At 40.1% G+C, this 12657-nt stretch carries 15 protein-coding genes; 1 reads left to right on the plus strand and 14 read right to left on the minus strand.

The window, feature by feature from the left end:
- Positions 1-313: 313 nt before the first annotated feature.
- From HMPREF2701_RS07455 to eno, 13 genes are all read right to left on the minus strand, one after another.
- Entirely contained in the window at positions 314-1306 is a 993-nt protein-coding gene (locus HMPREF2701_RS07455) for an alpha-ketoacid dehydrogenase subunit beta (protein WP_000448715.1), read from the minus strand.
- A gap of 15 nt (positions 1307-1321) precedes the next feature.
- Positions 1322-2290, minus strand: coding sequence for a thiamine pyrophosphate-dependent dehydrogenase E1 component subunit alpha (locus HMPREF2701_RS07460; RefSeq protein ID WP_045606762.1), 969 nt, complete (start codon positions 2288-2290; stop codon positions 1322-1324).
- 153 nt (positions 2291-2443) lie between these two features.
- Entirely contained in the window at positions 2444-3805 is a 1362-nt protein-coding gene (gene pdrM, locus HMPREF2701_RS07465; protein ID WP_070482616.1) for a sodium-coupled multidrug efflux MATE transporter PdrM, read from the minus strand.
- Positions 3806-3846: 41 nt separating this feature from the next.
- On the minus strand, positions 3847-5115 hold the full coding sequence (locus HMPREF2701_RS07470) for a dihydroorotase (protein ID WP_070482618.1): 1269 nt from the start codon (positions 5113-5115) through the stop codon (positions 3847-3849).
- Positions 5116-5127: 12 nt separating this feature from the next.
- The gene (locus HMPREF2701_RS07475; RefSeq protein ID WP_001135768.1) at positions 5128-5592 is read right to left on the minus strand and encodes an NUDIX hydrolase; all 465 of its coding nucleotides are present in this window, start codon (positions 5590-5592) and stop codon (positions 5128-5130) included.
- 9 nt (positions 5593-5601) lie between these two features.
- Positions 5602-6255 carry a uracil-DNA glycosylase gene (locus HMPREF2701_RS07480; RefSeq protein ID WP_049487204.1) on the minus strand — a complete coding sequence of 218 codons (654 nt, stop codon included), beginning with the start codon at positions 6253-6255 and terminating at the stop codon, positions 5602-5604.
- Positions 6256-6316: 61 nt separating this feature from the next.
- A complete protein-coding gene (locus HMPREF2701_RS07485) occupies positions 6317-7009 on the minus strand; it encodes a pyrimidine 5'-nucleotidase PynA (protein ID WP_049487205.1) in 693 nt (230 codons plus the stop codon).
- Between the two features lie 125 nt (positions 7010-7134).
- A complete protein-coding gene (locus HMPREF2701_RS11545) occupies positions 7135-7353 on the minus strand; it encodes a hypothetical protein (RefSeq protein ID WP_045612552.1) in 219 nt (72 codons plus the stop codon).
- Between the two features lie 48 nt (positions 7354-7401).
- Positions 7402-7611, minus strand: a complete 210-nt coding sequence (locus tag HMPREF2701_RS11550; protein ID WP_049487206.1) for a hypothetical protein — start codon at positions 7609-7611, stop codon at positions 7402-7404.
- Between the two features lie 115 nt (positions 7612-7726).
- Positions 7727-7903 (minus strand): hypothetical protein, encoded by a 177-nt coding sequence (locus HMPREF2701_RS11260; RefSeq protein ID WP_162837226.1) that lies wholly within the window; start codon positions 7901-7903, stop codon positions 7727-7729.
- 457 nt (positions 7904-8360) lie between these two features.
- Entirely contained in the window at positions 8361-8903 is a 543-nt protein-coding gene (locus tag HMPREF2701_RS07500) for a ClbS/DfsB family four-helix bundle protein (protein WP_070482620.1), read from the minus strand.
- 56 nt (positions 8904-8959) lie between these two features.
- Positions 8960-9454: a YkgJ family cysteine cluster protein gene (locus HMPREF2701_RS07505; protein ID WP_070482622.1), complete on the minus strand. Its 495-nt coding sequence runs from the start codon at positions 9452-9454 to the stop codon at positions 8960-8962.
- Between the two features lie 176 nt (positions 9455-9630).
- The gene (gene eno, locus HMPREF2701_RS07510) at positions 9631-10935 is read right to left on the minus strand and encodes a surface-displayed alpha-enolase (RefSeq protein ID WP_000022813.1); all 1305 of its coding nucleotides are present in this window, start codon (positions 10933-10935) and stop codon (positions 9631-9633) included.
- A gap of 163 nt (positions 10936-11098) precedes the next feature.
- Here eno and HMPREF2701_RS07515 point away from each other — a divergent pair, with 163 nt between their 5' ends.
- Positions 11099-11545 carry a YueI family protein gene (locus HMPREF2701_RS07515; RefSeq protein ID WP_004260276.1) on the plus strand — a complete coding sequence of 149 codons (447 nt, stop codon included), beginning with the start codon at positions 11099-11101 and terminating at the stop codon, positions 11543-11545.
- Here HMPREF2701_RS07515 and HMPREF2701_RS07520 read toward each other — a convergent pair.
- On the minus strand, positions 11542-12657 hold the full coding sequence (locus tag HMPREF2701_RS07520; protein ID WP_070482624.1) for a glycerate kinase: 1116 nt from the start codon (positions 12655-12657) through the stop codon (positions 11542-11544). The genes HMPREF2701_RS07515 and HMPREF2701_RS07520 overlap by 4 nt on opposite strands.

A 12657-nucleotide genomic window follows, 5' to 3' on the forward strand; every position in this document is an offset into this window, starting at 1 on the left:
AATTCTATACTAAGATATTAAGGACGCAGAGGGCCATGAAAAAATAGGAGATTGACGATGTGTTCGATGAACACAAGGAAATCTATCTTTTTTTCGCAGACCTCCGTCCGAATTCAATTAAATAATACAAAGGGCGTTAAAAGCGACTGAAAAATAGGAAATCGACGATGGATTCGATGAAGCCAAGGAGATTTATCTTTTTTCCGAGCTTTTAGCCCGTGTTCAACTCTACAAGCAACTTGGATACAACACGTATCTCAAGTTACTAAAGTTAAAAACAACCGTTATTTTACATAACTTATCTTATGTAATTCTATTCTTTATTATATGTTTTACGAATGGCATCTTTGATGCTTTCAACGGTTGGAATCATTGCATTTTCTAGGTTTTGTGCATAAGGCATTGGCACATCTTCTCCTGCGCAACGACGGATTGGTGCATCTAGATAGTCAAATGCTTCCGATTCTGAAATAATAGCTGAAATCTCTCCGATATAGCCGCTTGTTTTATGGGCATCGTTAACCAGAACAACTTTACCAGTCTTCTTAACTGAGTTAATGATAATCTCCTTATCAAGCGGAACAAGGGTGCGTGGGTCAACAATCTCAACAGAAATTCCTTCTTCTGCTAATTCTTCAGCTGCTTGAACCACACGGCGAAGCATTTTTCCATAAGTAACAACTGTTACATCCGTACCTTCACGTTTGATTTCCCCAACTCCAAGTGGAATCGTATAGTCTGGATCAACTGGTACTTCCCCTTTTTGGTTAAATTCTGACTTGTACTCAAGGATAATAACAGGGTTGTTATCACGGATAGAAGACTTAAGCAGTCCTTTCATGTCCGCAGGCGTACCTGGTGCTACAACCTTAAGTCCTGGGATATGAGTGAACCAAGACTCTAGAGATTGTGAATGCTGGGCTGCAGAACCAACTCCGTTACCAGCTGCACAACGAACAGTCATTGGAACCTGACCTTTCCCACCAAACATATAGCGTGTTTTAGCTGCTTGGTTTACGATATTGTCCATGGCAATGACCGAGAAGTCCATAAAGGTCATATCGACGATTGGACGAAGGCCTGTCATGGCTGCTCCTGCTGCTGCACCTGAGATGGCAGCTTCAGAAATCGGACAGTCACGAACACGTTCTGGACCAAATTCTTCGAGCATTCCGACAGAAGTTCCGAAGTCTCCTCCGAAGACACCGACGTCTTCTCCCATCAAGAACACATTTTCATCGCGACGCATTTCCTCAGACATAGCAAGGATAATGGTGTCACGGAAGGACATTGTTTTTGTTTCCATTTTATCTCTTTCTCCTTAGTCTGCGTAAATATCTTCAAATGCTGATTCAAGCGGTGGGAATGGACTTTCCTCAGCAAATTTAACAGAAGCTTCTACTGCTTCCTTAACTTGCGCTTGGATTTCTTCCAATTCTTCGGCACTTGCAATAGTGTTTTCAATGAGGTACTTGCGAAGATTTTCGATCGGGTCTTTTTGTTTCCACAACTCCACTTCTTCACGGGTACGATATTTACCAGGGTCAGATGATGAGTGACCAAGCCAGCGATAAGTAACACTTTCAATCAAGACTGGACCATTACCACTGCGAACATGGTCTACAGCTTTCTTAAATCCTTCATAGACATCGATGACATTGTTACCGTCTTCGATGAACATTCCAGGAATTCCATAAGCGGCGCTACGTTGATGGATATGTTCTACATTAGTCATTTTCTTGATATCCGCAGAGATACCGTAACCGTTGTTAATGCAATAGAAAATGACTGGCAGGTTCCAGATAGAAGCCATGTTCACTGCTTCGTGGAAAACACCTTCGTTGGTCGCACCATCTCCAAAGAAGCAGACAACGATTTTTCCAGTATGTTGCATCTGCTGACTGAGGGCTGCACCAACAGCGATTCCCATACCACCACCTACGATACCATTGGCACCAAGGTTACCAGCATCAAGGTCAGCGATATGCATAGAACCACCTTTACCTTTACAGGTTCCAGTATATTTACCGAGGATTTCAGCCATCATTCCGTTGAGGTCAATTCCTTTGGCAATAGCTTGTCCGTGACCACGGTGGTTTGAGGTAATTAGATCATCTGGATTGAGAGCCAACATAGCACCCACGTTAGCCGCCTCTTCTCCAACAGAAAAGTGCGTCATTCCTGGCACTTTCCCTTTCTTTACTAATTGCGCAATTTTTAAGTCCATACGACGGATTTCTTCCATCTTACGGAACATCTCTAGCAAAAGATTTTTATCTAAAATTGACATCTTCTTGCCTTTCTAACTTTCTTCTTACCTTACTATTTTACCGTTTTTAGCAAATACTGTCAAAGTTTTTCTAAAGAAAATTTCACAAATTAAAAAAGAAAACCCCATAGGAATAAGGGATTTTCTTATCAAGAATATTTTTTCACAAACTTTTTAGCGTTTAGATTTTTCTAAAGATTCAAATCTCTTCATAATCACAGTTAAACGCCAACGGTAGAGAACCCCACTCACAATCAAACTAATAATCAAGCCGATCCAGTAAGAATAAGCTCCAAAATCTGTTAGGGAATCAAATACAATAGCCACTGGGATTGCTACGCCCCAATAACCAACCAAACCAAGGTAAAAAGGAATAACGGTATCCTTATAACCCCTCAAAATTCCCTGAAGCGGTGCCGCAAAGGTATCTGCTAACTGAAAGAAAAGACTATAAGTTAAAAAGCGCGCTGTCAAATTGATGAATTCTGGGTCGTTCCCATAAACACTGGCCACATTTCCCCTAAAAATGTAAAGGAAAGATAAGGTGAAGGCCGCAAAAATGAGGGCAGTCCATCTTCCTAAACCAATATAGGTTTTCGCATCATCAAATCGCTTGGCTCCCACTTCATAGGAAACGACAATAGCCATAGCCGATGAGATACTCATTGGAAAGGCATACATGAGAGATGAAAAATTCATAGCTGACTGGTGACTAGCAATAATCAAGGACGAGAACTTAGCCATAATCAAACCAACCACGGAAAAGATAGCCACTTCCGCAAAGACAGTTCCCCCAATAGGCAGACCTAAGCGAACTCCTTCCTTAATTTTATCCATATTAAGCGGAATGCGTTTCTCAAGATGTAGGGCTTTGAGCTTCTCCTGTTTAAATAGAACCAAAACAGAAATCCCAAGCAAGACCCAGTAGGCCAAGGAAGTACCTAAACCAGCACCAGCACCTCCCAGTTCTGGAACACCAAAGGCACCGTAAATCAAGAGATAGTTAAACCCGCTATTGAGAGGGAGTAACAAAAGCATGAGATACATGGACAGTTTGGTCAAGCCCAGCGAATCCAGCAAGGAACGAATGACACTAAAAAGTAACAGGGGGATAATTCCGATAGATAAAAACCAAAGATAGCGAACCGCTACTGCCGCCACCGGTGCTTCTAGTCCAATATGATTCAAGATTGGTGGTGCCAAGAAAAGCACCATCCCCAGCAAGACCACAGATAGACCCAAGGCCAAATAGATGAACTGGTAAAAATCGGATGCAACTTCTTCCTTTTTGCCTCGACCAAGATGGTGACCAATGATGGGCACCAAAGCTGAAACAATCCCTGTTAGGAAAGTAAAGAAAGGATTCCAGATACTGGTTGCCATAGACACACCAGCCAAGTCCATAGTATTGTATTGACCTGTCATAGTCGTATCAACAAAGGATGCAGAATAATTGGCAAATTGATAAATCAGGATAGGGAAAAATATCTTTAAAAATAAGATAAACTTGTCTTTAAAATGATGGGTCTGGTACATATAAGCTCTCTATTCTTTTTGTTTACAGAGCAGACTCCCACCTAGTTTTGATAGACAATTTGTCCCTTACAGATGGTATATTTAACCTGCCCTTTTAAAGTTTCACCGATGAATGGTGAATTAGCTGCTTTCGAAGCAAAATGGGAGTCCACAAGGCGGTCAGCCTTAGCATCAAAAATAGTGATGTCCGCTGGACCATTCTCAGCCAGGTAACCTGCTTCAAAGTTGTAAAGCTTGGATGGGTTGTATGTCATTTTTTCAAGTAATTCCATCAAGCTCAACTCACCAGCTTCCACCAAATAAGTTAAACCGAGAGACAGAGAGGTTTCTAAGCCAGTCATACCAGATGGCGCTTTGGTAATATCTTCGACATTTTTTTCATCGGCATGATGAGGCGCGTGGTCTGTCGCAATAACTGTGATGACACCTGACTTGAGACCTTCAATCACAGCACGACGATCTGATTCCAAACGAAGTGGAGGATTCATCTTAGCATTGCTTCCTTGTGTCAAAAGGAGCGCTTCGGTCTTAGAGAAATGCTGTGGCGCTACTTCTGCTGTGACTTGCGCTCCCAATCTTTGAGCAAACTCCACTACTTTAACACTTTCTTCCTTAGACAAATGCTGAATATGAACATGGGCTTTGGTTGCATAGGCAATCATGACATCACGCGCCATCATAGCATACTCAGCCACTCCAGTCGCACCGCAAATATGGAAATGCTCTTTAGCAATATTTTCGTTAAAGCCAAGAACACCGTTCAATCCTGGATCTTCCTCATGAAGACTAATAAAGGTATTAAGCTTTTTGGCTTCCTCCATGGCTTCTTTTACCACTTTACTGCTTTCAAGCGGAATACCGTCATCAGAAAAACCAACAGCTCCAGCTTCTAAAAGTGCCTTAAAGTCAGTCAAATCTTGCCCATTAAAATTTTTAGTAATGGTCGCAACCGTCTTAACATTAATCTTCTCCTTGGCAGCTGACTGGAGAACTTCTTGCAAAGTCTCCACGTCTGAAATGGTTGGACTGGTATTAGCCATCATGACAACAGTTGTAAAACCACCTGCGGTGGCTGCTAAGGCACCAGTATGGATATCCTCCTTGTGGGTCTGACCAGGTTCACGGAAATGAACATGAATATCGACCAAGCCAGGAGCAACTACAAGACCAGTAGCATCAATTATCTCTGCTCCTTCTTCTTTAATCTCAGGCGCAATTTTGATAATTTTCCCATCTTGAACTAAGACATCACAAACTTGATCCAAACCAGACTTGGGATCCATTACACGACCATTTTTGATTAGTAGCATCTGCTTTCTCCTTTATTCATAGAAATCAACTTGGGTATCCAACAATTTATCCCCATCATAAACAAACTTGGCTGAAAAGAAGGGTTTATCCTCTAAAAGCCACTCAACAAAGGTATGGTCACCTTCCCAAGTTGGCTTGCTCAAAACCTCATCATAAGGAACCCATTCTAGCGTCCCCTCGTTGCAATCAATCAAGTCGCCCTCAAACTCCGTCACTTTAAAAACATAGGTATACCAGTCTAAATCAGGTGTAAATTCAGGAAAAGTGATAACACCTTTTAGAACTGGCTTGGCTTTGAGCCCTGTTTCTTCGAGGATTTCACGCGCTGCACATTCCTGAGGTGTCTCTCCTCGCTCTAGTTTACCACCCACACCAATCCATTTACCTTCATGAACATCATTGGGTTTCTTATTACGGTGGAGCATGAGCAGTTCTTTCCCGTTATCAATGTAGCAAATGGTCGCTAACTGAGGCATATTTTCTCCTTATCTAAGCCAATCGATTGGCTCTTGTCCTGTCTCTTTTAAGAATGCATTGGCCTTGGAAAAAGGCTTGGAACCCCAAAATCCTCTATAAACCGACAAAGGACTGGGATGAGCTGATTCGATAATCAAGTGATGAGGATTGGTAACTAAGGCCTTCTTCTTGCGTGCATAAGCTCCCCAGAGAACAAAAACGACTGGTCTATCTAGATGATTGACCACCTGAATCACAGCATCCGTAAAAGGCTCCCATATCTGACCAGCATGACCATTGGCCCGTCCAGCAGGAACAGTCAAACAAGCATTAAGTAGCAAGACTCCTTGCTCAGCCCAAGCTGTCAAATCATGAGATTTCTTAACCCCGATATCATCTGACAATTCTTGCAAGATATTTTGCAAGGATGGCGGAGCTGGGATAGAGTCAGGTACAGAAAAACTCAAGCCCTGCGCTTGACCTGGCCCGTGATAGGGATCTTGCCCTAGAATAACCACCTTAACTTCTTCAAGCGGTGTTGTCAAGAGAGCTTGAAAAACCTTTTCCTTGGGCGGATAAACAGTACCCTGAGCATAGACCTGCTCCATAAACTGATTGATTTTCCCAAAATAACCCTCAGGTAATTGCGCCTTAATCAAAGCATGCCAAGACGAGTGTTCCATAGCCGACTCCTTCATTTTTACTGCCTCTATTATAGCAAAAAGTGGCTATGGAAACCACTTTTTACAGTTTATCTAAGCAATCCAGCAAGTCTTGGTAAGAATGAACTTCGTAAGTCGGCTGGGCTAGTGTGTGATTTTCGAGGTGATGAGGATTGTACCAGATAGTGTCAATTCCAGCATTATTGCCACCCTGAATGTCGGCGGTTAGGGAATCTCCAATCATCAGCGTCTCTTCTTTGCTAAAACCTTCAATCTGCTGACCGATTTTTTCATAAAAGAGAGCATCAGGCTTTTGTGTTTGCAGCTGTTCAGAGATAAAAACTTGATTGAAATAAGGTGCCAGACCCGATTGAGCCAAACGTCCCGTCTGAATGGCAGTAATCCCATTTGTCGCAGCATATAGCTCATAATCTCGCTCAATGAGGTTGTCTAAGAGTTCATGGGCGCCTGAAAAAGTTTGTCCCTGTTGAGCGAGGTAAAATTGGTAACGCTGGGCTAGAAAACTACCGTCTTTTTCCTGTCCAAAATGACCAAATAAACGAGAAAAGCGCGTGTTAACCAGCTCCTGTTTACTGATTTTCTTCAGCTCCAAGTCCTTCCAGAGAGCCTTGTTCATAGGAACGTAATAGTCTTTATAAGCCTGAATATCTGTAACCCCTTCTTCTTTTAGGAGTTGTGTCAAAGCCACATCCTCAGCAGCATCAAAATCAAGCAAGGTGTGGTCGAGGTCGAAAAGTAGAAATTTGTAGGACAATTTGAGAGTTTTCCTTTCTAAGATAAACAACTTTCACTTCAGCCAGCTGTTTAATGTAAAAACTTAAAAGTGGTATAGTATCACAAAGAATAATCGAGCCAATTGATTAACTAATCCATACTATTCTAGTCAAGTTTATTTTTATTATAGAAAAATCTTCTATAAATTCGAGCAATAGTTAAAATACAAACAAATATAATTCCCAAAATAGATAACACTATTTTCACAAAATTCATTTCAGAGCCTATTACATAGATATGAAAAAGAGGAGCTAGTCCTACACATAGAGACAATAGATAATTACTAAATCTTATCTCACCAATTCCTGCAAAAAAATGTTTCATTTTAAATATCCCCATTTTACCTTTCATCTTTATAGTCCACTAACAACTCTATTGACTTCTCTTTTTTTTGAAAAATCTTGACAACAAATTTACTCCACTTAATGCCACTAAAATGTCAATGGGTAAAAAATAGTAATCCCATATCAAATGAGAAATCAGCAATGTTAAAAATAGTATACAGTCAATATAACTATTCTGATAATACTCTGTAATTACATAATACAGAAATACCACAACCATCAAAATTAAAATAACCATCCTAATACTATCATCCTGTTCTTAATTTATTGTCACTTTTTCCATCCCATTCATCAATAGCATTAAAAAATCCTATTAAGAAATGATTACCTACTCACTAATACTATTCCAAAATTTATTTTTTTGGAATAAGTAATGAAATTCCAATTAGTAATACACCTAATATAAATAAAATTATTTCCCAAAATTTATTCTCAGTTTTAATAAGAGGAATAAGATACATGCTGACTAATATGGAACTTGCTCCTATAATAGCAAATATTATTCTGGCTTTATCACTTAGTTTAAACATATTGGATCTCCCATAAAATAAGCAGTAGCTACGTTTACTGTAACATTCCCCGTCTTTATGTAGAGATAATCTCCCATCAAGACACCTCATCTCTTCTTACTCAATAGCAGCATAATTATTTGATGATACGAGTTTCATAAGATTTCTCCTCTTTAACGTTGCATGGTAAGGAATCTTTCAACAAAATTCATTGGCAAACTACTATTCTAGAAGATTGACAGCCCAAATCTTTCAGAATAGAACAATCCTGACTATCGAACACCGTAATTTCATAAATATCTATGTAATTCTAGACCTAGAATTCCTATAAACTAAATGTTTTCGCACTATTCTAAGCCATTGATTGCCTTAAATTTTAATTTTTGAAGGATTCTAAAGCTAGAATAGCTCAAAAATCACGAGAATAAAGCTATTCGAAGCTTAGAAGAACCTTTTCTAAACTTCATTATCAATTCATCTAGTTGCTCTTGCAATTTTTCTGATGTGCTTTGAGTTTTTTCAGAGCCCAGTCATAATGACTTGACGTGCTACTAACAAAGTAGGAACCCAGACTTGTCCCTCCCGTCCACTTATAGACACCTTTGGTAAAGAGTTCGTCATTGCTAAAAACTTCTATCAACTCTAAAACCTCCCTATGTGATTGTTCTAGGAGTCTAGTCGCTTCTTCTAAGGAGGTTTTCTGGTGCTTCTTCCAAAAAGCGACATTCATTTCTCCATAAGTTTTCCAATTATAAGGTTCAGGGAGAAAAGGTCTTTCGTGATCTTTTTGATTAGAATGTACCCAAGTCAAAAGTAACTGCTGCCATTCATAAAGATGGATCAAGACATCCCTCAGATTTTTATCCCTTTTCCAGTGAGCTTCTTTTTTCTTTGGGTCTCTTGAAAAATCAAATGGAGTCTGTAGCTCATCTTCACTTAGTTGGGAGATGAAACGATTAAGCTTTTCATAGTTTTCCTTAGAGGCCAGCACTAGCTCCTCTTTTGTTTTAGGTCTAGGCACAGAGTTCTCCCTTCATATCTCTAGTTATTATTAGAGATTTTTTATCCTTTAAATCTCTATAACTTATCCTTTAATTTCTCAACAAAGAGATAGGCTGCTGGACAAGTCAAGGTATTCTTAATTGTCAAATGGTTGATTTGATGGATCTTTTTGCGGTCTGTATGAGGAAATTCACGACAGGCCTTTGGACGAACATCATAGATGGAACATAGATTATCTCCTCCTAGAAAGGGACAAGGCATGGATTTAAAAACCTTATCACCATCTTCGTCTACCTGCAGAAACTCCGCTTCAAAAGCAGGTAATTTCATCTTAAAGTACTTAGCAATACGAGTGATGTCTGCTTCCTTGAAGTCGGGTCCCAATGTCTTGCAACAGTTGGCACAGGCAGTGCAATCAATCTCCGCAAAAACTTCTTGGTGAATCTGTTGGGCTATCTTATCCAGATTTTTTGGTGGTTTTTTCTTTAAATTGGCTAAAATTTTACGGTGCTCCTTTTGCTTTTGCAAGGCTAGCTGGTGGTAATACTCAATATCAATTTCTTTAGACATAATTTCTTTCTAATTCACGTATTTTTGTCTATTATACCATAAACACTGCCCCCTTTTTGCCCCCTAAATACAAAAATAGCCCTTCGGATAAAATCCGAGGGGCTTAAAACGTTGTTAAATCAACGGCCGAACTTTTGAATTTCAAGGTTCGGGATAAAATAGTTCACTGAACTATTTTATTTTTTAAGGTTGTAGAATGATTTCAATCCACGGTATTCTGCCACTTCACCAAGTTGGTCTTCGATGCGAAGCAATTGGTTGTATTTAGCGATACGGTCTGTACGTGAAAGTGAACCAGTCTTGATTTGTCCTGCGTTAGTTGCAACTGCGATGTCAGCGATTGTTGAATCTTCAGTTTCACCTGAACGGTGTGATACAACGGCAGTGTAACCAGCTTCTTTCGCCATTTCGATAGCTTCAAAAGTTTCAGTAAGAGTACCGATTTGGTTAACTTTGATAAGGATTGAGTTAGCAGCACCTTCTTGGATACCACGTGCAAGGTAGTCAGTGTTTGTTACGAAGAAGTCGTCACCAACCAATTGAACTTTCTTACCAAGACGTTCAGTAAGAGCTTTCCATCCATCCCAGTCGTTTTCATCCATACCATCTTCGATAGTGATGATTGGGTATTTGTTAACCAATTCTTCAAGGTAGTCGATTTGTTCTGCAGATGTACGAACAGCAGCGCCTTCACCTTCAAATTTAGTGTAGTCATAAACTTTACGTTCTTTATCGTAGAATTCTGATGAAGCACAGTCAAATCCGATAAATACGTCTTTACCTGGAACATATCCAGCAGCTTCAATCGCAGCAAGGATAGTTTCAACACCGTCTTCAGTTCCTTCGAAACGAGGAGCGAATCCACCTTCGTCACCTACGGCAGTTTCCAAACCACGTGATTTAAGGATTTTCTTAAGAGCGTGGAAGATTTCAGCACCGTAACGAAGAGCTTCTTTAAATGTTGGCGCACCAACTGGCAAGATCATGAACTCTTGGAAAGCGATTGGAGCGTCAGAGTGAGAACCACCGTTGATGATGTTCATCATTGGAGTTGGAAGAACTTTAGTGTTGAATCCACCAAGGTAGCTGTAAAGTGGGATTTCAAGGTAGTCAGCAGCAGCACGAGCTACAGCGATAGACACACCAAGGATTGCGTTTGCACCCAATTTACCTTTGTTAGGAGTACCGTCAAGTGCGATCATAGCACGGTCGATAGCTTGTTGGTCACGTACATCGTAGCCGATGATAGCTTCAGCAATGATGTTGTTTACGTTGTCAACAGCTTTTTGTGTACCAAGACCACCGTAACGAGATTTGTCACCGTCGCGAAGTTCAACTGCTTCGTGTTCACCAGTAGAAGCTCCTGATGGAACCATACCACGTCCGAAAGCACCTGATTCAGTGTAAACTTCTACTTCAAGTGTTGGGTTACCGCGTGAGTCTAGGACTTCGCGAGCGTAAACATCAGTAATAATTGACATTTTTTACTCTCCTTATGAGTTAAATTTTTTACACCTCTATAATACCTTAAAACCCCTCCTTTTTCAAGAAAAAACGTTATCTTTGTGCAAATTTTCCTTAACTTTATAAAGTAATCGCTTTCTTTTGTCTGTTTTATTCTAACTTTTATGATATACTGTTTTTATGACAGATTTATCAAAACAATTACTTGAAAAAGCTCATGGTGGCCCAAAATTAAATCCAGATGAGCAAAGACGCTATCTTGGCACTTTTGAGGAAAGAGTTCTTGGATATGCAGATATTGACACAGCAAATAGCCCTCAGTTAGAAAAAGGCTTTTTATCTATTTTAGAAAATCTTCAGGAAAAAGCAGAACCACTATTTGTGAAGATTTCACCAAATATCGAATTTGACAAGCAAGTTTTCTACTTAAAAGAAGCTAAAGAAACTGATAGTCAAGCTACTATTGTATCTGAAGAGCATACTTCTTCTCCTTTTGGTCTGATTATCCATAGCAATGCACCAGTACAAGTAGAAGAAAAGGACCTTCGACTTGCTTTTGCAAAACTTTGGGAAGTTAAAAAGGAAGAACCAGCCAAAACATCCATCTGGAAGAAATGGTTTGGCTAGATCTTGCGCATATTTAATAAATGCCCTATATTGGCAGCCGTGTGCTCCAAATAGAGACTGGCATTTTTCAAACTATCTTCTAAAGGTTCACTTTTCTCCAAAATAGAAAAAGCTGCTTGGATATTCTCAAATGGTAAGGGAGGTAAATCCTCAGCAATACTACCACAAATAGCAATGACAGGAACTCCGACAGGGGTTCTTTTTGCTACGCCTATAGGCGCTTTACCTGATAAGCTTTGACTATCTAGCCTTCCTTCTCCTACAACAACCAAGTCAGCATGTGAAACTTTCTTATCAAAGTTAATTAAGTTCAAGCAGCTATCAATTCCAGACACGATATTTGCCTGAGCAAAGGCACACAAACCGCCAGCAATTCCTCCACCAGCTCCTGCTCCTTTAATTTCTAATGTTGCAGGCGAGACTTTTTCATAAAAATCTTGGATTGCCTGATCTACGACTGCAAACATAGTAGGATCTAGGCCTTTTTGTTTTCCAAAAATGTAGGTCGCACCTTGAGGACCACATAAGGGACTCACGACATCTGCTAAAATACGAATTTGCACATCTTCAGGAATTTCATAGCGATTTTCTGTTGAAACAGAAGCTAAGTTTAATAAGGACTGACCGTAAGCAGGCAATACATTTCCATCCTTATCATAAAATTGATAACCCAATCCAGCAGCGATCCCAATTCCTCCGTCATTACTAGCCGTACCACCAACGCCGATATAGATATCTTTAATCCCTTGAGCAATGAGATGACGAATCAACTCTCCAATACCACAAGTTTGGATTTGAAGTGGATTTCGTTTCTCTAGCGGAATCTTTCCAAGGCCAACCAAGTCGGCAACTTCAAATAGCGCCAGTCCCCCTTTTTGAAAATAGCGCATGGCTTCTTTTTGTCCAAAAGGTCCTGTCACTTTGATCCATTTTTCTTCAAGGTCAATAGAATGCCGAATAGCATCTACTGTACCTTCGCCACCATCACCAACAGGGCAGAGGAGACAGTCTACATCTGCTATCGATTGTTGGAAGCCTCTTTTTATTGCTTCAGCTACCTGTTGAGCGGACAAGCTTTCCTTAAACGAATCTGGTGCAATTACAATCTTCAT

This window comes from Streptococcus sp. HMSC077D04 (genome assembly GCF_001808785.1).
Lineage (GTDB): Bacteria > Bacillota > Bacilli > Lactobacillales > Streptococcaceae > Streptococcus > Streptococcus mitis_BX.